This window comes from Dawidia soli, from assembly GCF_018598185.1.
GTDB lineage: Bacteria > Bacteroidota > Bacteroidia > Cytophagales > Cyclobacteriaceae > Ohtaekwangia > Ohtaekwangia soli.
The window spans coordinates 135,387-157,458 of sequence record NZ_JAHESC010000011.1 but is presented as its reverse complement, the minus strand read 5'-3'; the positions used below and the strand labels follow the sequence as shown (position 1 = coordinate 157,458).

20 protein-coding genes are annotated in these 22,072 nt (G+C 54.9%); 10 read left to right on the top strand and 10 right to left on the bottom strand.

The genetic code is table 11. The features are described from left to right. Positions 1–18: 18 nt before the first annotated feature. From KK078_RS10065 to KK078_RS10055, 3 genes are all read left to right on the top strand, one after another. Entirely contained in the window at positions 19–1,383 is a 1,365-nt protein-coding gene (locus KK078_RS10065; protein WP_254090136.1) for a hypothetical protein, read from the top strand. Positions 1,384–1,539: 156 nt separating this feature from the next. After that, positions 1,540–2,589: a DUF6807 domain-containing protein gene (locus KK078_RS10060; RefSeq protein WP_254090135.1), complete on the top strand. Its 1,050-nt coding sequence runs from the start codon at positions 1,540–1,542 to the stop codon at positions 2,587–2,589. 41 nt (positions 2,590–2,630) lie between these two features. After that, the gene (locus KK078_RS10055; RefSeq protein ID WP_254090134.1) at positions 2,631–3,458 is read left to right on the top strand and encodes an SDR family oxidoreductase; all 828 of its coding nucleotides are present in this window, start codon (positions 2,631–2,633) and stop codon (positions 3,456–3,458) included. A 61-nt stretch (positions 3,459–3,519) separates the two neighbouring features. Here KK078_RS10055 and KK078_RS10050 read toward each other — a convergent pair whose 3' ends face one another. From KK078_RS10050 to asnB, 5 genes are all read right to left on the bottom strand, one after another. Further along, positions 3,520–4,554, bottom strand: a complete 1,035-nt coding sequence (locus KK078_RS10050; RefSeq protein WP_254090133.1) for a glutamine synthetase beta-grasp domain-containing protein — start codon at positions 4,552–4,554, stop codon at positions 3,520–3,522. A gap of 86 nt (positions 4,555–4,640) precedes the next feature. Continuing rightward, positions 4,641–5,816 carry an outer membrane beta-barrel protein gene (locus tag KK078_RS10045; RefSeq protein WP_254090132.1) on the bottom strand — a complete coding sequence of 392 codons (1,176 nt, stop codon included), beginning with the start codon at positions 5,814–5,816 and terminating at the stop codon, positions 4,641–4,643. Positions 5,817–6,128: 312 nt separating this feature from the next. Continuing rightward, on the bottom strand, positions 6,129–7,481 hold the full coding sequence (locus KK078_RS10040; RefSeq protein WP_254090131.1) for an ammonium transporter: 1,353 nt from the start codon (positions 7,479–7,481) through the stop codon (positions 6,129–6,131). A 589-nt stretch (positions 7,482–8,070) separates the two neighbouring features. Beyond that, positions 8,071–9,498 carry a DUF4403 family protein gene (locus KK078_RS10035; protein ID WP_254090130.1) on the bottom strand — a complete coding sequence of 476 codons (1,428 nt, stop codon included), beginning with the start codon at positions 9,496–9,498 and terminating at the stop codon, positions 8,071–8,073. A gap of 63 nt (positions 9,499–9,561) precedes the next feature. After that, the gene (gene asnB, locus KK078_RS10030) at positions 9,562–11,463 is read right to left on the bottom strand and encodes an asparagine synthase (glutamine-hydrolyzing) (RefSeq protein ID WP_254090129.1); all 1,902 of its coding nucleotides are present in this window, start codon (positions 11,461–11,463) and stop codon (positions 9,562–9,564) included. Between the two features lie 65 nt (positions 11,464–11,528). On the opposite strand from asnB, the gene KK078_RS10025 reads away from it, so the two are divergent. Next, positions 11,529–12,674 (top strand): carboxylate-amine ligase, encoded by a 1,146-nt coding sequence (locus tag KK078_RS10025; RefSeq protein WP_254090128.1) that lies wholly within the window; start codon positions 11,529–11,531, stop codon positions 12,672–12,674. A gap of 38 nt (positions 12,675–12,712) precedes the next feature. Here the strand turns inward: KK078_RS10025 and KK078_RS10020 are convergent, their stop codons facing one another. The 3 genes from KK078_RS10020 to KK078_RS10010 all read right to left on the bottom strand — a co-directional run bounded on the left by KK078_RS10020 (position 12,713) and on the right by KK078_RS10010 (position 15,396). Further along, positions 12,713–13,489 (bottom strand): 3-keto-disaccharide hydrolase, encoded by a 777-nt coding sequence (locus tag KK078_RS10020; protein ID WP_254090127.1) that lies wholly within the window; start codon positions 13,487–13,489, stop codon positions 12,713–12,715. A gap of 79 nt (positions 13,490–13,568) precedes the next feature. Next, positions 13,569–13,892, bottom strand: coding sequence for a hypothetical protein (locus KK078_RS10015; protein ID WP_254090126.1), 324 nt, complete (start codon positions 13,890–13,892; stop codon positions 13,569–13,571). Positions 13,893–13,980: 88 nt separating this feature from the next. Then, on the bottom strand, positions 13,981–15,396 hold the full coding sequence (locus KK078_RS10010; RefSeq protein ID WP_254090125.1) for an FAD-binding oxidoreductase: 1,416 nt from the start codon (positions 15,394–15,396) through the stop codon (positions 13,981–13,983). A 36-nt stretch (positions 15,397–15,432) separates the two neighbouring features. On the opposite strand from KK078_RS10010, the gene KK078_RS10005 reads away from it, so the two are divergent. Then, positions 15,433–15,942 carry a C40 family peptidase gene (locus tag KK078_RS10005; RefSeq protein WP_254090124.1) on the top strand — a complete coding sequence of 170 codons (510 nt, stop codon included), beginning with the start codon at positions 15,433–15,435 and terminating at the stop codon, positions 15,940–15,942. Between the two features lie 2 nt (positions 15,943–15,944). On the opposite strand, the gene KK078_RS10000 is transcribed toward KK078_RS10005, so the two are convergent. After that, positions 15,945–16,802, bottom strand: coding sequence for a hypothetical protein (locus tag KK078_RS10000; RefSeq protein WP_254090123.1), 858 nt, complete (start codon positions 16,800–16,802; stop codon positions 15,945–15,947). A gap of 122 nt (positions 16,803–16,924) precedes the next feature. Here KK078_RS10000 and KK078_RS09995 point away from each other — a divergent pair, with 122 nt between their 5' ends. The 3 genes from KK078_RS09995 (at position 16,925) to KK078_RS09985 (ending at position 20,753) form a co-directional block, all read left to right on the top strand. Further along, complete coding sequence (locus KK078_RS09995) at positions 16,925–18,277, top strand: NAD-dependent succinate-semialdehyde dehydrogenase (protein WP_254090122.1); 1,353 nt, start codon at positions 16,925–16,927, stop codon at positions 18,275–18,277. 79 nt (positions 18,278–18,356) lie between these two features. Then, positions 18,357–19,073 carry a head GIN domain-containing protein gene (locus tag KK078_RS09990; protein WP_254090121.1) on the top strand — a complete coding sequence of 239 codons (717 nt, stop codon included), beginning with the start codon at positions 18,357–18,359 and terminating at the stop codon, positions 19,071–19,073. 273 nt (positions 19,074–19,346) lie between these two features. Next, complete coding sequence (locus tag KK078_RS09985; protein ID WP_254090120.1) at positions 19,347–20,753, top strand: MATE family efflux transporter; 1,407 nt, start codon at positions 19,347–19,349, stop codon at positions 20,751–20,753. 45 nt (positions 20,754–20,798) lie between these two features. Here KK078_RS09985 and KK078_RS09980 read toward each other — a convergent pair whose 3' ends face one another. Further along, a complete protein-coding gene (locus KK078_RS09980; protein ID WP_254090119.1) occupies positions 20,799–21,071 on the bottom strand; it encodes a hypothetical protein in 273 nt (90 codons plus the stop codon). A 130-nt stretch (positions 21,072–21,201) separates the two neighbouring features. Here KK078_RS09980 and KK078_RS30430 point away from each other — a divergent pair, with 130 nt between their 5' ends. Next, positions 21,202–21,336: a hypothetical protein gene (locus KK078_RS30430; protein ID WP_262898638.1), complete on the top strand. Its 135-nt coding sequence runs from the start codon at positions 21,202–21,204 to the stop codon at positions 21,334–21,336. Further along, positions 21,336–22,055 (top strand): (d)CMP kinase, encoded by a 720-nt coding sequence (cmk, locus tag KK078_RS09975; protein ID WP_254090118.1) that lies wholly within the window; start codon positions 21,336–21,338, stop codon positions 22,053–22,055. Before KK078_RS30430 ends, cmk begins: the two co-directional genes overlap by 1 nt. Positions 22,056–22,072 lie beyond the last annotated feature (17 nt).

Genomic DNA, 22,072 nt, shown 5'->3' with positions numbered 1-22,072 from the left:
CCTAAACAAGCATTCGATATGAAAAAGATACAAACCATACTTTATGCGCTACTAGGCATCTTGTTCCTGGCCACGTCATGCCAGGACGACGATCACAATCTGGGCAGCAAGCTGGATAAATCGCAGATCACGTTTGATGTAACACAGGCGTTGAACATCGATGCCGGTGGTAACACCGTTATCCTGACCAACTCGACGCCCGGCACGATCTCGATGTGGGATTATGGAACGGGCAAATCGACACGTGCTGTCGATACGGTGCACTACCCCTTTAAAGGTACTTACACAATCAACTTTTCGGTTATGACAGCCGGCGGTCTTGTGACGCTGGATCCTACAACGATCGAGGTAACGGAAGACAACCTGACCTACGTCAACGACCCTACCTGGACGCTGTTGAGCGGTGGCGCCGGTAACGAAAAAGCCTGGGTGTTGGATACGGACGCTAAATTCTTTTCCGGTCCGATTTCGTTCTACGATCCCGCCAATCATTCCACACTGTGGTGGGCACCGGGATTAACCGATGTGTACCCGGGCGTGATGCTTGACGGTGACTATGGTGTCATGACGTTCGACCTGAAAAACGGTGCGGGTTTCCACGCCACCAAACCCATGGAGGGTGGTATTGAGGAGGTGGGTACGTACACCCTCAATACAAATACGATGATGCTGACGATCAACGATGCCACCATTTTGCGCGGCTATAAACCCGCAAAGAACGGGTTAACGGGTATCAGCGACTGGCAAAACTATGTAGTGTTGTCGTTGACCGAAGATGCCATGCAGCTCGGCGTTCTGCGCGACCGGGATGTCGATGGAGAAGGTCCAGCGCTTATTACGTACAATTTCATTTCGAAGGAATACTCTGACAACTGGGTGCCCAGCGGTCCGCTACCGCCCGATGAAGGCTTTGATCCGAAGTTTGGCGCGGGCGAGCTGCTGACGCTGCTGGCCGGTGGTCCGGGACAATCGCAGACGTGGGTGCTCGATGCCGCCGGCAACCCGGTAGACTGGATCGGTAAAGGCCGCGGTTGGACCACAGGTCACGCCAGCTCACGCGACTGGGGCTGGAACGACAGCTGGGACGCCGCCGTAGACGGCGCGTGGATCCGCTTCGAACGCCTGGGCATGAAGTATAGCCGTTACCAGGACGGTGCATTGACCGAGGGCACCTTTGCGATCAACGAAGAAACAAACGAGATCACATTGACAGATGGCCTGTTGCTGCAAAACCCAGGCAGCTGGATGACTCCGTCTGCTACGACGCTCAAGGTTGTAAAAGCTTTCCCGGATGCGACCGCTGAAAAGGGCATCTGGTTTGGAACAAGCTATGACGTTGCCAAAGATGAGTGGTTTGCATTTCACTATGTAATTCCAGAATAACACCGGTACCGTTCCCAATGCATTCAACAGCCCATCCATTCGGATGGGCTGTTTCTTTTTTTTATGCTCCGTTCATCCCCTGTGTGTCCCCCTCGCTATTATTTTAGTATAATTGGTGGCCGAAAACGTTAGATTAGGTCAAAAACAAGTTATTCTATGATAAAAGGATGTCTGCTCGGAGCCATGCTGCTGTGCGCCATGGCCCATACGTTTGCTCAAACACCGGGCTTTTCGCTTGTCCGCCAGGACGCGAAGAAGAAGGTGGAAGTATGGTACGACGGCAAATTGCTGACGGCCTATTGTTATTTCGACTCGACCGAAAAGCCGGTGCTGTATCCCATCAGGACGGTATCGGGCACGACCATTACCCGGGGATACCCCGTGGCGCCGCGCGCCGGCGAACGCACCGATCACCCGCACCACGTAGGCTTGTGGCTGAACTATGAAAGTGTAAACGGTCTTGATTTCTGGAACAACAGCGATGCCATCGCCGCCGATAAGAAACCGAAGTATGGATCCATCCGCCATCAACGCCTGCTCGGCGCGAACACCCAGGTGCACCAGGGAAAACCCGAAGCGAAGATCGAAACGCTGAGCCACTGGGTGGACATCAATGGAAATGTATTGCTGGAAGAGATCACGACCTACACGTTCCACGTAGAGAACAAGAGCCTCGTCATCGATCGTGCCTGTACGCTCAAGGCCCGTGCCGACCAGGTGGTGTTTAAAGATGTAAAAGATGGCTTGCTCGGTCTGCGGGTGGCCCGCTCGCTTGAAATGCCCTCCAACCAGGAAGATAGTTTTGTGGATGCGCAAGGTAATGTCACGACTGTCAGGAAAATGGACTCCGAGGGTGTTACCGGCATGTATGTAAATAAGGAAGGCGTACGCGGCGATGCTGCCTGGGGCAAGCGCTCGGTATGGACGGCGCTGAACGGAAAGACAGCGGGAAAAGAGATCTCCATTGTCATGATCGATCATCCGAAGAATGTAGGGTATCCTACGTACTGGCATGCGCGGGGCTACGGCCTGTTTGCCGCGAACCCGCTTGGCCAGAAGATCTTTAGCGAAGGCAAGGAAGAACTGAACCTCACCTTGAAGAAAGGCGAGACCGTCAGCCTGAAGTACCGCGTGGTGGTGCATGAAGGCAGCACGCTTTCGGCGACAGCGATCGATGCACTGGCCGGCGACTTTGCGAAGCGGTAGCCAGGCAAGGTATATAATCAGCATACAGAAACAGAGCAGCAATGAATTTGCAAACCAATCAACTTTTCTCACTGGCGGGCAAAACCGCCGTAGTGACCGGCGGCACGGGTGTGCTGGGACAAGCCATGGTAAAAGGGCTGAGCGCGGCGGGCGCGGCGGTCGTCATTCTCGGGCGTCGTAAAGATGCTGCCGACGATATCGCAAAGGAGCTGCGGGCCGCGAGGGGCAAGGCCCTCGGTGTAGGCGCCGACGTATTGCAACGCGACCAGCTCGAAGCCGCCTATGAGCAGGTGATAAAAGAATTTGGTACCGTCGATATACTCGTCAACGCGGCCGGTGGAAACATGGCCGGCGCCGTAATAGCACCCGACAAAAACTTCTTCGACCTCGACATCGATGCTTTTCAGCAAGTGGTGGACCTGAACCTGCTGGGTACCGTGTTGCCGTCGCAGGTATTTTCAAAAGACATGGCTGCACGCCGTAGCGGAGTGGTGATCAACATCGCATCGATGTCGTCGTTCCGTCCCATTACCCGCGTGGTGGGCTACTCTGCCGCCAAAGCCGGTATTGATAACTTCACGCAATGGCTGGCGGTAGAAATGGCAAAGAAATTTGGTGAAGGCCTGCGCGTAAATGCCATTTCGCCGGGCTTCTTTATAACCGAACAGAACAGGACCCTGCTGACAAACGCCGACGGCAGCTATACCGCCCGTGGTCAGGCGGCGATCAACCAGACGCCCTTTGCCCGCTTCGGCCGCCCCGAAGAGCTGATCGGTACACTCGTGTGGCTGTGCTCAGACGCGGCCGCGTTTGTAACAGGCGTAAACGTGCCGGTAGACGGGGGCTTCAATGCCTTCTGCGGTGTATAATAAAAAAGAAGCCGGGCATTTCTGCCCGGCTCCAAACTACAACCAGACGCCCTGAAAGATCTTAGTGTCCGTTCGTTGTGGCATACTCCGGAACGGATTTTACAGTCTTGATAATACGCGCAGCGACCTTGTACGGGTCTGCGGCAGAGTTAGGCCTTCTGTCTTCCAGCCAGCCTTTCCAGCCGTTCTCTACGGTAGCAATGGGAATGCGGATAGACGCGCCGCGGTCAGAAACACCATACGAGAACTTGTCGATCGATTGTGTTTCGTGTTTGCCCGTCAGGCGCAGGTGGTTGTCGGCGCCGTATACGGCGATGTGCTCTTTTACCACCGGGGCAAACGACTGGCACACCTGATCATATATATCTTTTGAGCCGGCGTTGCGCAGCAGTCCGTTCGAGAAGTTTGCATGCATGCCGGAGCCGTTCCAGTCGGTGGCGCCCAGCGGCTTGCAGTGCCAGTTGATCGACACGCCGTATTTCTCCGCCGTGCGCTCCAGCAGGTAGCGCGCTACCCACACCTGGTCGCCGGCAGACTTTGCGCCTTTTGCAAAGACCTGGAACTCCCACTGGCCCGTGGCCACTTCCGAGTTTATACCTTCTACGTTGATGCCCGCATCGATACAATAGTCGAGGTGCTCTTCTACGATGTCGCGGCCGAAGGCATTCTTCGCGCCGACAGAGCAATAGTAGGGGCCTTGCGGCGCCGGATATCCGCTGGTCGGGAAGCCCAGCGGCTTATTGGTTTCGGGATTCCACAGGAAGTATTCCTGCTCGAAGCCAAACCAGAAGTCGTTATCGTCGTCATCGATCAGTGCACGGCCGTTGGAAGGGTGCGGTGTGCCATCGGGGCTCAACACCTCGTTCATGACCAGGTATGCATTTTTGCGTGCCGGGTCGGGGAAGATCGCCACAGGCTTGAGCAGACAGTCGGAAGAGCCTCCGGGTGCCTGCTCGGTAGAGCTACCGTCGAAACACCACATGGGGCAGCTCTCCAGCTTGCCGTCGAAATCGCGAACGATCTTGGTTTTGCTGCGCAGGCTTTGGGTGGGAACATATCCGTCAAGCCAGATGTACTCTAATTTAGTTTTTGACATGGGCGTATTATTTTGAAATGTTACAAGTGGTTTTAGTTGTAGTTTAAGTACTCCCGGCAACAGGGCAATTGCCGGGAGGTACCGGATTAAAATTTATAGACAGCTGCCAGGTTGATCGACGTCATCATATCCTTGGCTTCGTTATCCTTATCGAGGAAGGAATCTTCGGAAGTCTTGTCGATACGGATCTCGGGAATGATCGTCAGGTCACCCACTTTATAGTTCGCCGACAGCGTCAGGTCGATCACGTTTCCGTCGCCATCGTCGTCGAGTGAGAACGGCGCTATATAGCCGGATTTTACGCTAAAGTATTCTGCGCGTAGGCCGAGCGAGAAGGCATCCGACAGCGTAAGTTTAGGATATAAAGCTACCCCCATGAAACCACGCGCGTCGGCATCTTCTGCGTCGACAATGTCGCCGCCGACGATCGCCTCATTTTGTTTTACGGTGCGGTAGGAAGCGTTCCAGCCGAGGTAGAAATTGTCCGTCAGACTAAAGCCACCGCTCAGGTCGGCCTGGAATGTACCGCCATCCGAAACATCGTCCAGATCGCCGTCGCCGTCGCGGTCCAGGTTAAAGTCTTCCAGCTTGCCGTCCTGATCGCCATAGAGCAGGTTCAACCATACGCCGCCGTTGTCGTTGACATAACCGACCTGACCGCCGAAGGTATAGGAGTTGAAGGCATTATACTCCACCAGGTCCGTCGGGTTCATGACGGCGAGCTTTGCAACGTACCCGTTACCCAGATCGAAATCCAACCGTGCGCCGGTGTGGCTGAAAGGACCCCACGAAAAGAGATAGGAAGTAGAGTAATGGAAGTTGAGCGTGGGAGAGATCACTTCGTATCCGACAAACGTGTTGAACTGTCCGATGTTGATCTTTACCTTGTCGTTGATCTTATAGAATGCATACAGCTGGTTGACGATGCCCTGTTCGCTATACATGTTTGCAAACACGGCATCTTTACCCCGCGGACCGAACACGACGTCGGCCACAAAGCCCGCCTTGGAAGTTTCGTAGCTGGCAATGAAGTTCACCATGCCGATGCCGAAGCCGCGCATGTTGGCAAACGACGTGGAGGGATTATACTCGGTGGAAGAGAAGGGGTTTGTCGTGCCGAGGGACGAGTGAAAATAGGCATCGACGGAACCCGAAAACGTAAACGTTTTCGTCGTGTCGGTCTCTGTTGTCTGGCTATAGCTGTTGAAAGAGAAGGTAAATAAAGTTGTCGCTATTAAAAGGGCTACTTTTATAGATTTCATATTTTTGCAATGTGTTTTTTAGTAAACAATAAGCTAGAGTGATCCCTGCGGGAGATCTCGTACATCTCCCCGGGGAGCTTTAGTGATGAAGAAGTGTATATCCGACCGATTTCCGGATGCGCCGGTATAAAGCCTTCCGGCGCGGAACATCAGTCAGTGCCTGGGCGCACTAAGGGCTGGCAATACGAGATGTGGCGTACTGTTGCATAGAGGATTTGGTTTGGTTTGTAATAAAAGGCTAGCAGCTAAAGGTTAATGAGTTTTATAGAAGGCCGGGTGGTTACTCCGGCCTTCTTGTATTCCAGGGCGCGATTAAATGACTTTCTCTTTCAGCGAGCTGAAGTCCATCGGGTATAGATTCTCGCCGTGCTGGCTGTAATCCTGACCCACTTTCTTGTCTTCTGCGCTGACGGTCAGACCCATGATCAGGTCGGTGATCTTCAGCAGCGCGAGCGAGCCGACGAACGTATAGCCTACGACAACGACCAGGGCTTTCATGTGTACAATGAAGAGAGCCGTTTCGCCGAAGAACAGACCGTTGCCGGTCGTGTTGGCGCCGTTCACAGCGGTGTTGGCCAGCAGGGCGGTCATGACCATGCCTACTGCACCACCCACACCGTGGCAAGGGAATACGTCGAGTGTATCTTCCAGGGAAGTTTTAGATTTCCACGATACAACGATGTTGCTGATGATCGCGGCGAATGTACCGATGAACAAGCTCGAGGGAATGGTGACGAAACCGGCCGCCGGCGTGATCGCGACAAGGCCTACAACAGCACCGATACAGAAACCGAGTGCCGAAGGCTTTTTGCCACGCACAGCGTCAAAGAGGATCCAGGCAAGACCGGCAGCAGCCGAAGCGGTGTTGGTGGTGGCGAAAGCCGAAGCCGCCAGGGCGTTGGCGCCTACAGCGCTACCCGCATTGAAGCCGAACCAACCGAACCACAGCAAACCGGTACCCAGCAATACGAAAGGAATGTTTGCCGGAGTAACGTGTGCTTTTGCTTCTCCTTTATTCCGGAGATAGATAGACGCTGCCAACGCGGCGAAACCAGCGGACATGTGTACGACGGTACCACCGGCGAAATCCAGCACACCCCATTGAAAGAGGAAGCCGTCCGGGTGCCATGTCCAGTGTGCCAGCGGTGCATAGATCACCAGGGAGAACAATACGAGGAACACCAGGTAAGACTTGAATTTGATACGTTCGGCGAAAGTACCCGTCACCAGCGCAGGGGTGATGATGGCGAACTTCAGCTGGAAGAAGGCAAAAAGCACCAGGGGAATCGTGGGAGCCAGCGACCAGGGCTTGCCGTCCAGCACGTGCTGGAACATAAAGAAGGTAGACGGGCTGCCGATGAAGCCATTGATATCTTCACCAAAGGCAAGGCTGAAGCCTACGAGGATCCACAGCACGCTGATCACGCCCATGGCGATGAAGCTTTGCAACATCGTCGAAATGATGTTTTTGGTATCGATCATACCGCCATAGAAATAGGCGAGGCCCGGGGTCATCAGAAGTACCATGGCCGCGGCGGCCAGCATCCAGGCGGTGTCGCCAGTGTCAATGCCTTCCGTGACGATGGTGCCAGGCACCGATGGCTGAAAAACAGCCAGAATGCTCACCGCGATCAGCAAGACCAGGAAAATAACGGACTTTTTCATAGTTGTTTAGTTTTAGGGTTTGATACAAGGCATTGTGGCGCCTTATTGGTATAAATTTTTTAACAATAGGGTAAAAAAACAACCTATTTTCGTAAAAAATTGCCGAAAACGTTGTAGGTAGGGTCTTGTTTAAATTAACTCGCCTGGAAAATTATAATATTTTCAATAATGACGCTTGTGCAGAATCTTGTAGTGTTATTTTGTGGAATGGTCTGTTTTTATTTTGTGTTTGCGTTTCTGTTCAGATATATCGGCACAAAAAAAGGCCAGGTGTTTCCACCTGACCCTACTAAACAACCAGACGCCAAAATAGTCCGTTAAACCCGGCGTGCATGGCAGCTCTTGAATGTCGCTTTAATCCCTCCGCTGGTGCAAGGGGATTGAATGAATGCTAATGCTCATTTATCCTCCATTCCTTCATCCAAATGCCGAATGACGCGCGTTTGTAGAAGCAATTCTCTCACTTATTCGTTAAAAATAGAACTGTTTTTTAATAAAAATGTCAGAAATCGTTGTAGTTGTGTTAAAATAACAACCTATTTATTAATAAATCGAGTGTTTTTTCTTGTCTATGGGTGTTTTTAGAGCCTTACACCGGAATTTTAGAACGTTTTTTCTTTTTCTTGCCTGTAAAGACCTTCTGTTGAAGGCCAATAGCGGCCTGACCTGTTGCTTTGAGGACCACCTGCACGTCGTTTTTGGTTACGATGATCTGTTGGGGCTTTACATCCAGGGCGGCCACCTGTAAATCGATCTTATCGCCTGAGCGGCCATTTTCGACACCCTTTTCAATGAGGCCGGGGAGCTGGTCAATCCACGGTTGGGTATGGATCCTGAGTTTTTCGTTGACGACCTCCAGCACGTTGTTGTGCAGCAGCCAATCGGCGGAGGTCACCAGGCTGTTTTCCGAGTCGACGTCGAAATTGAACTTCTGCACAAAGAAGACCGCCTTTACGGTATCGTACGCCAATACACCGCGCAGGTATACCCGGCCGTCTACGTCGCCGCGCAGCTGTAACCGTATGGCGATGCCTTCGTCGGTGCCGTACACGTCCAGATCTTTCAGCGTGGCGGTATAGCCCTTGGCGGAAAAGGTATGGTTGCCCAATTCTTTGTTGAGCAAGCTGTTGATGTTCCGAAAGGGCACGCGCGCCAGGATGTACAACGTCAGGCTATCGCTGTCGGTGGTCTTGGCCTTGTAGGGAGGCAGCACCGTGTTGGTAGCGGGCATCTCCTGCGTTTCGAGCACGGTGCGCACGTAGGCCTTCAGTTCCGCCTCCAGCGCGATGAAGTCGCCGCGTCGTGCCAGGCGCGCCTGCAGGTCCTGGGCCGTGGGCTTCAGCCATACTTCGGTGCCCTTCTTGTTGATGCGGATCGGCTTCTGAATATCGTTCCACAGTTTCTCGATCACGTTACGTGTAGCCAACCGGTCGTGCAGTACCTGATCCATTTTTCCCGAAAGCGCCTCCCGGTTGGACAGGATCGTTTGCTCGACGATCTTCCGCATATTGATCCGCACCATCGCGATCTTTAGAAAGGGATCCTTGATCCAGACGATCCGTTGAAGCTCCGTCTGCGTCAGTAAATTCCAATCCTTGTTGATCAGTACGTTGGTGGCGAGGTGTAAGACCATCTCCATGGCGACGGGCGTAGCATTCCGTACTTTGATGCCCGCCACATGTTTGATAAACTTACCCTGTACCCGGACCGGAAACGCAAAGGCAAGCTTATCTCTTTTCCATCGGATGGTCACGGGCCGCGTACGGGCAATCTCGATGTACAGGCTGTCGCCGCGTTCGTTCAGGCGTACCCACTGGCGGATGAACGTGCCCTGCATCTTGTTGTTGAGCGTGGCCGCGAGGCTGTCGAGGTGATAATACACGGGCAGGTTGACGGTCGAGAGCGGCAACAGCAGCTCGGTGTCGCGCGCCGTGGCAGGCGGCGGCTCGGGTTTAATGCGTTCGCATCCCGCCAGGCACCACGCCGATAGTAATAGAAGGAAGAAGGCTTTTTTCATGCAAGCGGGATGAGGCTTTACAACGATGTAGTAAAGATGTGTGCCGCCCCGCTGCTGCGCTTATCAATGATACTTTTTCCACCACGACTGGAAGACGATCAGGCCCCAGATGCGGGCATGTACGTCGCCGGGATTGCGGGAGAAAAGCTGCTTTTTGAGCTTGTCGATCTCCGGGTAGTGAAAGATGCCTTGCTGGGTGATAAACGCCTCCGACAGCAGATCGTCTGTTATCAATGACCGCATCTCACGCCGGAACCATTTCAGCAGCGGCACTTCAAATCCTTTCTTGGGCCGGTTATACAGCTGCTCGGGCAACACATCGCGGAAGGCATCCTGTAAGATGCGCTTGCGCAGGTCGTGATCGATCTTATACGATTCAGGCAGGCTGAAAAGGAAATTCACCACCTGATAATCGAGGAACGGTACACGTACTTCAAGCCCGTTGGCCATACTCATGAGGTCTACCTTGGTGAGCATATCGTTGGGCAACACCACGTTCATATCTGTCAGCAGGATATCGTTGATGTTCTCGCGGTCGGGGAGCGTGCGCAGCAATGCATTACGGCGCGGCATAAATTCCTGTAAACCGGCCTCTGCGCGCAGGTTGGGATGCAACAACGCCAGGGCTTCGTCCTGATCGGCAAACGATGCCCATCGCCAATACCGGTCCTGTGCCGACAACGATGCCCCCTCGCTATACCGCGCCAGCTGTCGTATTTTATTGGTCAGCGCGCTATTGCGCGATTTGGGTAAAATTTTCCATAGTCCCTGCAGACTGGTGACGGCCGTTTCCTTCCAGCCCGGGTGCTGCATGCGGTATGCGGCGGCATGTTTGTTATAACCGGCCAGCAGCTCATCGGCGCCGTCGCCCGAAAGGGCCACGGTGACATGCTTGCGTGTTTCCTTGCTGAGGATATATACCGCCAGGGCCGATGAGTCGGCAAAAGGCTCGTCGGTATAGTCCAGCACGGTGTGGACGTGCGCGAAGAGATCGTCGTTGGTCAGCGAAAAGACCGTATGCTGCGTGTTCAGCTTCTTCGCTACGGCACGGGCATAGTCGGTCTCGTCAAAGAACTTCTCGTCGCGGAAGCCGATGGAGAATGTGTGCAGGTCGGGCTTGTGCCGCGCCGCAAGCGCGGAGATGACCGAAGAGTCTATGCCCCCGCTGAGGAAAGACCCCAGCGGCACATCCGACACCAGCCGGCGTTGTACCGCCGCTTCGAGCAACGTTTTTAATTTCTCTTTCGCCTGGTCGTACGACAGGCCGCTCGCATTTTCCTGTCCGCGTTCGTACGGGATCTGATAGTACGGTTGAATGTCCAACTGCTGCCGGCGCACCGTCATGTAGTGGCCGGGCATCAGCTTCTTGACCGGTGTGAAGATCGTGTCCGGCGCCGGTATATAATTCAGCTGTAAGAATGTATACAGCGAACTGTGGTCTATATTTTTTTCAATGCCGTATTGCAGCACGGCTTTCATCTCAGAGGCAAAGATGAACTTGTCCTCGTCGAAGACATAGAGCAGCGGCTTGACGCCGTACCGGTCGCGCGCAACAAAAAAGCTTTGCTGTTCTTTGTCGTACACGCAGAACGAGAAGAACCCGTTGAGGCGCGACAGGCATTTCTCCCGTTGGTCGATATACAGCTTCAGCAGGACCTCGGTATCGGAGTGCGAAAAGAACGTATAGCCTTTGGCGATAAGCTCGTCGCGAAGCTCCTGGTAATTAAAGATCTCGCCGTTGAAAACAATTCCGTAGCGTTTGCTTTCGTCCCACATGGGCTGGTGCGCGATCGATGCGGTGTCGATGATCGAAAGGCGACGATGGCCGAGCGCAACCCAATCATCGAGATAAATATCCTGAAAGTCCGGACCGCGTCGGCTGAGCGACATCGTGGCATTCGTAACGTGTATCTTGTTGAATTTGCCGACCAGATTAAAGGCAAAGATGCCGGTGATGCCACACATGGAGTTGATGCTGATTGTTGTCGGAAAGTTAGTAGATTGCCCGGTATCTTCCTTACTTTTTTATCATGCAGGATAGCCGTCTTATCGAATTGCCGTTCACCAGCAGCCAGCGGGCGCTGTCGCTGGGAGTGGAGTTGGAGCTGCAGGTGCTCGATCAGCAAACGTTGCTACTGACGCCGCGTGCTGCTGAAATGCTCGCACAGGTCAATCCCGAAACATTCAAAGAAGAGTTCTTTCAAAGTACGCTGGAAATTGTCACCGGTGTCTGTGCCGACGTACAAGCGGTGGAGCACGACCTGACCACGGCGCTGGCGCAAGCACGCCAGACCAGCGCCGGCCTGGGCCTTGCCTTATCGTCTACGGGCACGCACCCGCTGGCCGACTACCGCGATCGTCTCATCACGCCGTCGCCGCGCTACAACGAGCTGACCGACCGCAACCAGTGGCTTATCCGCCGCATGGCGGTATACGGCATGCACGTACACCTGGGCATGACCTCGGGTGAAGAATGTATCCGCTACAATTATTTTTTCATGAGCTTTCTGCCGCACATCCTGGCGCTGTCCGCCAGCTCGCCGTTCTGGCAAGGCATGTATACCGGTCTCTCGTCGTGTCGTCCGACAACGTATGAGGCCATGCCCACGGCGGGCATGCCGTACCTCGTCAAGGATTGGCCGGAGTTCGAGAAGCTCTATAATTTCCTGCTCCGCTCAAAAGCCATACAAAGCATGAAAGACCTGTGGTGGGACGTACGCCCCAATCCCACGCTGGGCACCCTGGAGCTGCGTTTTTGCGATGAGCCCGCTTCGCTGGCGGAAGCGCTCGGCATCGTCGCCTTTATACACCTGCTGGCACAGTGGTTTCACGAGCATGAAGAAGAGTGGGTCAGCACACGCACGCCCCTGAAGCACTGGATCTTTCGCGAGAATAAGTGGCGCGCCATCCGCTACGGCCTCGATGCGGAAGTGGTCGTGACACGCAACGGTAAGACTAAGCTATTGCGGAAGGATATTGCCGAGTGGTTGAAAACGCTCCGGCCGTATGCGGCCCGCATGGGCTATGAAAAATACCTGACCGTGATCGACAGCATTTTGAAGCACGGCACCAGCTCCAGTCGTCAGCACAACGTGTTTATGAAAAGCAACGACCTGGGCGCTGTGATCCGGCACAACGTGGAGGAATTCGTCAGCGGTGTGCCGCAGTGGTCGTAAAACAAAACCGGCGGCATTACGCCGCCGGTTTTTATACATTACAATGTTTTGATGCGGATGTTGCGGAACCAGGCTTCGTGGTTGTGATCCTGGAAGTCGATGTGGCCGGTCTTGGCCATGCCGTAGTTCTTGGCGTCGTTCCACTTGCTTTTGGCTTTGCGCTTTTTCCAGTCGGCCGAACCTAGCTCGTATTCCACTACCTTGGTGCCGTTCAGCCAATGCTCTACGTGGTTGCCGTTCACCACCAGGCGCGACTCGTTCCACTCACCCACCGGTTTGGTCTTGGCGTCGGGCGCGGTATGCATGTCGTAGTTGGCACCGGCAAACTGCTCGGGCTTCAGATCGCCCGGGTAGCCTTCGTTGTCGATGAGCTGGTATTCGGGGCCGGACAGGTACGGTTGGTCGTTTTCCTCGGTCACTCGGAACATCACACCGCTGTTGCCTTGCGCGGAGATTTTCCACTCAAAGGCCAGCTCGAAGTTGGCATACTTATCTACTGTCATGATGTCGGCGCGCTGATTCTCGCGCCCGTCGGCAAACGGTTTGCAGTGCAGTGTACCGTCCACTACGTCCCAGCTGTCGCTGGGTTGGCCCTTGAAATATTTCCAGCCGTTCAGCGTCTGGCCATCGAACAAAAGCTTATAGCCGGCCGCGGCGTCAGCTTCCGACAGTTGTGCTGCAGGCGAAGGTGCCGGCGCCACTGCTTCCGGTTGGGCAGCGGTAGTGTCTGTGTCGGCCGCGGGGGTTTCGGTTTTTTTGGTACTGCAAGCCAGCAACGAGGCGAACAGACAGGCATAGGTCATTCTCTGGATCATGGTTGTGGAATTGATTTTATGAAATATAGCAAGGAATGACCAGACGCACGTTCTTTTTTCCGCCAGTGGCAGGCCGCGGCTACGGCACGGCGCGGAAGATCCATACGTTGGTGAAAGCACCCACGCCAACGGCTTTGGTGCTGCCCTCCTGGGTAAGACGTGTGATAGAGGCTACCTTCAGGTCCATGACCGTTACGGTCCAACCTTCCAGCGAGGTACCGTTCTCTTCTGACTTTGTTCGCACGGCGGCTTCGTGGCGCACGAGGGAGGGGTTGGTGAAGTAGGCAATGGCCAGGAAGATGATGACGAGGATGAGGCGGGTAATGAACTTAAATACCTTGAAGAGGAGGTAAAAGACAATGGCGAGCGCCGCGATGGCGAGGATGGTGACGATGAATTCCATGAGGAAAGGTACGAAAACAGTGTGAGAGTGAGTGTGAGCGCGAATAGAGGTGTCCTCTTTTTTTCTTCGCGCTCACACTCCACTGTTTCTAGAAAATCTTGCCCGGATTGAGTATGCCCTTCGGATCGAACGCCTGCTTGATGCCGCGCATGACCGCCAGGTTGGCTTCGCGCATGGCGATGGACATATAGGGTTTTTTGGCGATGCCGATGCCGTGCTCGCCTGACAGGGTGCCGCCCAGGCTTACCGTGAGCTTGAAGATCTCGCCGATGCCGTCGACGATCTTGGTGTTCCAGTCTTCGTCGGAGATGTTTTCTTTCAATACGTTCACGTGCAGGTTGCCGTCGCCGAGGTGGCCGAAGCACACCGAGTTGAAGCCATACTGCTTGCCGATCTCTTTGATGCCGACGATCAGCTTGGGCAGGTTGGCGCGGGGCACCACCACGTCTTCCGACTTGGTGAGCGAGTATGCGTTCACCGCGGGCGAGATGTTCTTCCGGATCTTCCACAGCTCTTCCTTCTGCGCGGCAGTGTCGGCAAAGAGGATTTCGCCTACCTGGAATTGCTCGGCTACGTTCATGACACGTTCGGCATCGCGCATCAACACTTCGTCGTCGTTGCCGTCCAGCTCGCACAGCAGGTAAGCGTCCATGTTCTCGGGGAACGACGTCGTGACCTTGGCGGCATAGATTTTTTCACAGTAGTCGATGGTCTTCATGGCCGCTTCGCGTTCGAAGAACTCCATGCCCGACGGTTGTACGCCGGCGCGGAATATTTCGGCGATGGCGCGGCAGGCTTCGGCGTTGGTAATGAAGGGCAGAAGCAACAATACGGACTTTTGCGGAAAGCCGCGGAGCTTGAATACGATCTTGGTGATGATGCCGAGCGTACCCTCGCTGCCGCACATGAGCTGCGTGAGGTTATAGCCGGTGGAGTTCTTCAGCACGTTGGCGCCGGTCCAGATGACCTCGCCGTTTGGCAGGACCACCTCCAGGTTGAGGACGTAGTCGCGTGTCACGCCGTATTTCACGGCCTTGGGGCCGCCGCTGTTCTGCGACACGTTGCCGCCAATGAAGCAGGTGCCGCGGCTGGCGGGATCGGGCGGGTAGAAGAGGCCCTTGGCCTTGACGGCATTTTGAAATACTTCGGTGATCACGCCGGGCTCTACGGTGGCTTGCAGGTTGAGCTCGTCGATCTCGAGGATCTTGTTAAAGCGCTCCATAGACAGCACGACGCCCTTTTCGATGGGCAGGGCCGCACCCGCCAGGCCGGTACCACCGCCGCGCGGGGTGACGGGCAGCGAATGCTCGTTGCAGAGACGCATGATGCGGCTTACCTCATCGGTCGTGGCGGGCCGCAGCACCACGTCGGGCAGGAACGAATAGTCCTCTGTCTCGTCGTGGGAGTAGTTATAGCGCTTCTCAGGGTCCACGATCACATGTTCTGCGCCTACAATCTCTTCAAACAGGCCGATGATGTCGGTAGATACTTCTGCAAATGGCATGAATTAGGTATATTTGTTGTACTTTTTAAACTCGGTATGAAGCAATTTTTTGAACTCAAAATTAATCAAAAGCATCTGCTTCCGGTCGTCCTGACGGCAACACTTTTTCTACTATTCTCCTGCAGCGCGCACAAACAATCGCGCGTTAGGGATGAGCGGGCCGACCAGGTGATCGGTGCAGCACGCAGCTTTATCGGCACACCGTACAAGTATGGCGGCACGACGCGCGCCGGTATGGACTGCTCAGGCTTGCTGATCAACTCTTTTCGTGTGATCGACATCAGCCTGCCGCGCAGCTCCGAGGGGCAAAGCAAGATCGGCGAGGAAGTGGACATGAAAGACCTGCAACCCGGCGACCTCGTGTTCTTCGCTACCGGCAATCGGAAACGCAAAGTGACACACGTGGGCCTGGTGACAGAGCGCAAGGGCAAGGACAACATCAAGTTCATTCACGCCTCCAGCACCCTGGGCGTGGTAGAGACCAACCTCTTTGCGGAGTATTACCAGAAACGTTTTCGCGGAGGCCGTCGCGTCATCAGCCAGTAGACTTACTTTTTCGTGCCGGCATGCACCGCAGCCAGCTTCTGCTGGTAGCGCTGCAGCGGGCGGGTATACATTTCGAGCCCGATCGTCTGGCTGGAGAGCTGTACTTCCAGCGCCAGCGTCGTCGTCTCCTTCAGTTGTTTCAATAACGCGGGCGTTACCTGCAGATGCAGGCGGCTATAGTTCACCGGCACCAGGCGCACGGCGTTCTCTTTCTTCCCATCCGCTGTGCCGGCTGTGGTCGTAAGGGGTGCGCTGTGATAGATCGTGGAGTGCGATCCATCGGGGTTCATGACCCAGGTCGTGGTGGTATTCATGTTTCGCATCTGCTTCTTGCCATCGGGGCTGACCACGGAAGAAGCCTCGTTGTTCGGCAAAACCGTCTGCGAGCCGTTGGGATTTACCACCAGCTTCTTATCGCCCTGATAATGTATAGTCGAGTATGTGCCGTCGGGATTTACCTGCAGGGCGGGCGACGATGTGCTGGTAGCGCTGTGGGCGCGTTGTGCCGTGGCATAATCCAGTGACGACGGATCGGGGTCGTTCTCTACCCGAAGCGAGCGCTGCTCGGTCACCACGCGGGCGGGTACCGCTACCGTTCGGCCGGCGAGCGTCATGCGGACGGTATCATGGAGCGTGCCTTCCTGCGTCAGGGTATAGAGGCTCACCCACAGGTCGGTCGTGCGGCTGGTGTCATACTCCAGTGAGGCAATGCGATTTTCCAGGAAGTTCTCCCGGTTGGATATGCTGGCAATTTTTAGTTTCTCCGAAGCGGCCGATGCAGACCGGCCGGGTTGCTGCTGGCTATAGGCCGCTTGTATAGACGTCAGCAACAGGATCGATATTTTCAAAGTCGCTTTCATAACCGCCTGTGTTTGCGAGGGAAAGTTCAAAAACCGCGCCGTCACATTTTGAAAACCCGGCACCGTGCTATTCGTATGCTTCAAATGGAGTATGTTCGCATTTGTTTTATTGACCTAACGCTATGTTAAAATCCATTCATCCTTACGATCAAGCCGTTATTGGGGAATTTCCGCTACTATCGGCTGCCGCATTGCAAGAGAAGCTCGACCGTTCTTCCCAGGCTTTTAGGCATTGGAAAAAAACGTCTGTCGAGTACCGGTGCGAATTAATGTTGAAGGTGGCGGCCCTGTTGCGCCAGAACAAGGAAGAATATGCCAGTGCCATTACCTGGGAGATGGGTAAGATCCTGTCCGAGTCGCTGATCGAAGTTGAAAAGTCCGCCAAGGGATGTGAATATTACGCCGCCAACGCAGGCAAATTCCTGGCCGACGAGATCATACAAACCGAGTCGCGCCGTGCGCTGGTAGCCTACCAGCCCATCGGCACCGTGCTGGCCGTGATGCCGTGGAACTTCCCGTTCTGGCAGGTGTTCCGGTTCGCCATTCCAGCCCTGCTGGCCGGCAATGTGGGGGTGCTGAAACACGCTTCCAACGTCACCAAGTGCGCCATCATTATCGAAGGCATCTTCCGGGAAGCGGGCTTTCCCGAAGGAGTATTCCAGTCGCTGTTGATCGATAGCGACATGGTGCGCACCGTGCTGGAATCAGACATCGTGCAGGGCGTGGCCCTGACGGGCAGTGAAAAGGCCGGCGCGAAAGTGGCCGCCATTGCCGGAGCGAACATCAAAAAGTCGGTGTTGGAGCTGGGCGGCAGCGACCCCTTTATTGTATTGCCCGATGCCGATCTCGACCTGACGGTCAGGATCGCGACCCAATCGCGGATGCAAAATGCCGGCCAGTCGTGCATTTCGGCCAAACGCTTTATCGTGCTGGAATCGATCAAGGATGAATTTTTAGACCGCTTTCAAAAGAGCATCGCCGCCTTGAAACAAGGCAACCCGTTCCATGCGCACATGACGACCGGGCCGCTCGCGCGCGTAGACCTGGCCGAAGAGCTGGCCCGGCAGCTGGAGGGCTCTGTGAAGAAAGGGGCACGCCTGCTGACCGGCGGCACCCATTCCGGCGCCAGCTTCCAGCCGGCCTTGCTCGATAATGTAAAACCCGGGATGCCGGCCTTTGACGAGGAGACCTTCGGGCCGCTGGCCGCGGTCATTACCGCCAGGACCGAAGAGGAGGCCATCACCCTGGCGAACAGCAGCCGCTATGGACTGGGCGCCTCCATTTGGACGCGCGACCTCGAAAAAGGCGAACGCCTGGCACGCGAAGTGGAGTCCGGATCGGTGTTCATCAACGCCCTGATGAAGTCCGACCCGCGCCTGCCGTTCGGCGGCGTGAAGAAATCCGGCTACGGCCGTGAGCTGTCGGAGCTCGGCATACACGAATTTGTCAACGCCAAGAGTATATCGATCGCCTGATAGGGGGCACGATTATTTTTAAAGGCACGCATAGGGGATGCCCGTGAGATAGTTGTCCTGGCATCAAACAAAGAGGACCATGTCGAAATATGCACACCTATGCGTGCCGGCTCTTATCCTGGCGCTGGCCGGTATCATCAGTTCCTGTGAACGCGAAGACCCGGGACCGCTGCAAGAGACCGACCGCGATTATAACGAAACTGACTTTGACCGTTTGGAAATGGGTAACGCATTTCGGGTGACGGTAGAAGAATCCAGCATCTATAGCATCCACGTGCGCGGCGACCGCCGCAACCTGGACGACCTCGATGTACACAAGAGCGGCTCGACACTGGTCATTCGCTTTGACAAAGACGGCAACCGGAAGCACGACACCTATATAGATATCACCATGCCGAAGCTGCGGGCTGCTAATTTCTCGGGCGCTTCCGTGCCGATCATCAAAGGATTTAACGAACCCGAAGATGCTTTAGACCTCTTTCTGTCGGGCGCTACCAGGGCCCAGCTCGACGCCACCTATAACAGCGTAAAGGCTGTACTTTCGGGCGCGTCGGAGCTGATCATGACCGGCGACGGCGACGCCCTGGACACGGAGCTTTCCGGTGCCTCTATCCTCAAGGCCTTTAATTTTCCCGTCCGTACGGCGAACGTGAACGTAACGGGTGCAAGCTCGGGCCAGGTGCGTGTATCAGAAGAATTAAATGCCGTCGCCAGTGGTTCCAGCTCGATATTATACCGGGGTGAACCGGAAGTGAATGCCGATACCTCGGGCAACAGCTCGGTTGAAAAGGATTGATAGTTGTTGCAACATCAGGCTTATAAAAAAGACTACCTCAACCCCGGGGTAGTTTTATTTTTTTATACACGATGGAAAATTCAAGTCCAGGGCAACCTATTCTCATTCTTTTTCGTGTACTTTGGCTCTCATCAGGGCTAAAACTTTAAACGTAACCGCCGATGTACATCCTCGCGTAACACTGTCCAAGAGACAGCCTTCCTCGTAGCAACGCTTCCTGTCTGAGGCGCTTGATCTGCTATACCATACGTTTAATCGTTTAACACCTTCACAATGTCATTAACAACAAGGATAAAATCCTTTTTCAAACTTTTGGGCCAGGCTTTGCATGGCGAAGACCAGGACTATACATCGCTCAATATCAACCGCGCCATTTTCCTGCTGTCGATCCCGATGATCGTCGAGATGGGGATGGAATCACTCTTTGCGGTAGTCGATATTTATTTCGTCAGCCGTCTGGGCGACAACGACGCGCTGGCCACCATCGGCCTGACAGAATCCGTATTGGCCGTCATCTATTCGATGGCCATGGGACTGAGCATGGGCGCGACCGCGATGGTTGCCCGCCGGGTGGGAGAGAAAGACATTCCGGCCGCGGAAGTCGCCGGTGCGCAGGCGATCTATATCGGTCTCGGTTTTTCCGTACTGGTCACGATCATCGGCGCCTTCTTTGCCGACGATGTTCTCCGCATGATGGGCGGATCGGAAGAACTGATCCGGCGCAACGTAGGCTACACACGGTGGATGCTGTGCGGTAACCTCACGATCGTCATGCTGTTCCTCATCAACGGTGTCTTTCGCGGTGCGGGCAGCGCCTCGCTGGCGATGCGGTCGTTGTGGCTGGCCATCGGGTTGAACATCATCCTGGCCCCCCTGTTTATCTTCGGACTCGGGCCGATTCCGGCCATGGGTGTCACGGGCGCGGCCATCGCGACGACCCTCGGCCGCGGCTGCGGTGTACTGTTTCAGGTGTACCATCTGACGAGCGGTAAACGTACGCTGACGTTACACCGGGCCAACATGGCCGTGCGTACGGACATCATCGGACGGCTGCTGAAAGTATCGGCTGGCAGTGTCGGGCAATTCCTGATCGCTTCCGCCAGCTGGATGTTCCTGTCGCGCATCGTTGCATCGTTCGGCAGTGCAACCGTGGCAGGTTATACCGTTGCCATGCGTGTCATCATCTTCGCCATTCTGCCTGCGTGGGGCATGGCCAATGCGGCAGCGACGCTGGTCGGTCAGAACCTGGGGGCGGGCCATCCGGACCGTGCGGAACAATCCGCCTGGCGGGCGGCGTTTCTAAACATGGTCTTTCTGGCGTTTGTAACCATCGTCTTCTTCGGCCTGGCCGACAAAATTGTCAGCATCTTCACGACCGATCCGGTCGCGCTGGAGAACGGTATAGTATGTCTGAAGGTCGTATCGCTCGGGTATATCTTCTATGCATACGGGATGGTCATCGCACAGTCCTTCAACGGGGCGGGCGACACCCGTACGCCGACGTTCATCAACCTGGTAGGATTCTGGTTGTTTCAGATACCGTTTGCCTACCTGATGGCCAACGTGCTGAAGGTGGGGCCCGTAGGGGTATATTCCGCGATTTCCGTGGCAGAGTCGCTGATGGCCATTGCGGCGATCATCATTTTCCGGCGCGGCAAATGGAAGACGGTACAGATATAATGCTGTTACATAACGAGGCCGCCCCGATACGCCGGGGCGGCCTTTTTAATTCTTCTTGTTGTTGAAAGCGGCCTTAAAGGCGTTGCCCAGCTCGTCGCCGGCGCGCTTCAGGCTTTGCTCCACGTCCTTCCAGCGGTCTTTGTTCTCGGCTTCTTTCTTGAGCTTTTCGGCCGACACCCGCAGCTCTTCAAACTTGCCTTCGAATTCTTTTTTGAGTCGTTCGCCGGCCTCTTCAAATTCGACCAGGAATTCATCCACACGCTTGCCAAAATTCTTGAACGCCTTTTCGTTTTGGCCTTCGTCCTTATTTTCCGTCATACAGGTAGCAATTTTGTCCAACTTACTAAACATTAACGAAAACGAGGGGCGTTTGGACGGAGATTGCGGTTGATTTTCGGAATAACCCGACGAATTTTCTATTTTTACATGTCAATCAAAAGGATTCATTTTGAGCATCAGACTATTGAAAGTAGCGTTCCTCGTATCGGCCGTGGTTTTGCTGGCCGACGGCTGCGCCTCGTCGCATAAGAACAAGAAATTGAAGCCTGGTAAACCCATTCCTTGTCCTCACAAAGACTGCTGATGAACTTACGAAAAATAGTCATTGCTATAGACGGATATTCTGCCTGTGGTAAAAGCACTACGGCCAAGCTGGTGGCTTCGATCCTGGGCTATAAGTACATCGATACCGGCGCCATGTACCGGGCCGTAACGCTCTATTTTCTCGAGCACCATATTTCGCTCACCAACCCGAAGGAGATCGCCCGGGCGCTGGAGCAGATACACGTATCGTTCAAGGTCAACACGCACAACGTGTCGGAGACCTACCTCAACGGACTGAACGTTGAGAAAGAGATCCGTAAGATGAAGATTTCCAACCATGTGAGCCAGGTCAGCGCCCTCAAGGAAGTACGCACGGCCATGGTGGAGCAGCAACGCCGCATGGGCAAGGAACGGGGCGTCGTGATGGACGGACGCGATATCGGCACCGTGGTGTTTCCGAACGCCGAGCTCAAATTGTTCATGACGGCCGACATGATGGTGCGCGCCACACGCCGCCAGCAGGAGCTGATGGAGAAAGGACAATTGGTGGAGCTGGACAAAGTGATCGAGAACATCGAGCAACGCGACCTGTTGGATACCACCCGCGCCGAAAGCCCGTTGCGAAAAGCAGACGACGCTACCGTGATCGACACCACGTTCGTCAGCATCGACGAGCAGGTAGACGAAGCGGTGCGACTGGCGGTTACCAAGATCCTGACGCCGGTACCCACCGCCGTGCATGCGAAGCAACTAGTGTAGCCTGCCGCGCGCGCCTT

Excerpts from the sequence above, each read along its gene's own strand:
- asnB (WP_254090129.1), bottom strand. The coding sequence starts at position 11,463 with ATGTGTGGCATCACCGGCATCTTTGCCTTTAATCTGGTCGGCAAATTC.
- KK078_RS10015 (WP_254090126.1), bottom strand. The coding sequence starts at position 13,892 with ATGGAATTCATCGTCACCATCCTCGCCATCGCGGCGCTCGCCATTGTC.
- KK078_RS09980 (WP_254090119.1), bottom strand. The coding sequence starts at position 21,071 with ATGACGGAAAATAAGGACGAAGGCCAAAACGAAAAGGCGTTCAAGAAT.
- cmk (WP_254090118.1), top strand. The coding sequence starts at position 21,336 with ATGAACTTACGAAAAATAGTCATTGCTATAGACGGATATTCTGCCTGT.
- KK078_RS10000 (WP_254090123.1), bottom strand. The coding sequence starts at position 16,802 with ATGAAAGCGACTTTGAAAATATCGATCCTGTTGCTGACGTCTATACAA.
- KK078_RS10010 (WP_254090125.1), bottom strand. The coding sequence starts at position 15,396 with ATGCCATTTGCAGAAGTATCTACCGACATCATCGGCCTGTTTGAAGAG.
- KK078_RS10025 (WP_254090128.1), top strand. The coding sequence starts at position 11,529 with ATGCAGGATAGCCGTCTTATCGAATTGCCGTTCACCAGCAGCCAGCGG.
- KK078_RS09985 (WP_254090120.1), top strand. The coding sequence starts at position 19,347 with ATGTCATTAACAACAAGGATAAAATCCTTTTTCAAACTTTTGGGCCAG.
- KK078_RS10050 (WP_254090133.1), bottom strand. The coding sequence starts at position 4,554 with ATGTCAAAAACTAAATTAGAGTACATCTGGCTTGACGGATATGTTCCC.
- KK078_RS10045 (WP_254090132.1), bottom strand. The coding sequence starts at position 5,816 with ATGAAATCTATAAAAGTAGCCCTTTTAATAGCGACAACTTTATTTACC.
- KK078_RS09990 (WP_254090121.1), top strand. The coding sequence starts at position 18,357 with ATGTCGAAATATGCACACCTATGCGTGCCGGCTCTTATCCTGGCGCTG.
- KK078_RS10020 (WP_254090127.1), bottom strand. The coding sequence starts at position 13,489 with ATGATCCAGAGAATGACCTATGCCTGTCTGTTCGCCTCGTTGCTGGCT.
- KK078_RS10055 (WP_254090134.1), top strand. The coding sequence starts at position 2,631 with ATGAATTTGCAAACCAATCAACTTTTCTCACTGGCGGGCAAAACCGCC.
- KK078_RS09995 (WP_254090122.1), top strand. The coding sequence starts at position 16,925 with ATGTTAAAATCCATTCATCCTTACGATCAAGCCGTTATTGGGGAATTT.
- KK078_RS10065 (WP_254090136.1), top strand. The coding sequence starts at position 19 with ATGAAAAAGATACAAACCATACTTTATGCGCTACTAGGCATCTTGTTC.
- KK078_RS10005 (WP_254090124.1), top strand. The coding sequence starts at position 15,433 with ATGAAGCAATTTTTTGAACTCAAAATTAATCAAAAGCATCTGCTTCCG.
- KK078_RS10040 (WP_254090131.1), bottom strand. The coding sequence starts at position 7,481 with ATGAAAAAGTCCGTTATTTTCCTGGTCTTGCTGATCGCGGTGAGCATT.
- KK078_RS10060 (WP_254090135.1), top strand. The coding sequence starts at position 1,540 with ATGATAAAAGGATGTCTGCTCGGAGCCATGCTGCTGTGCGCCATGGCC.
- KK078_RS10035 (WP_254090130.1), bottom strand. The coding sequence starts at position 9,498 with ATGAAAAAAGCCTTCTTCCTTCTATTACTATCGGCGTGGTGCCTGGCG.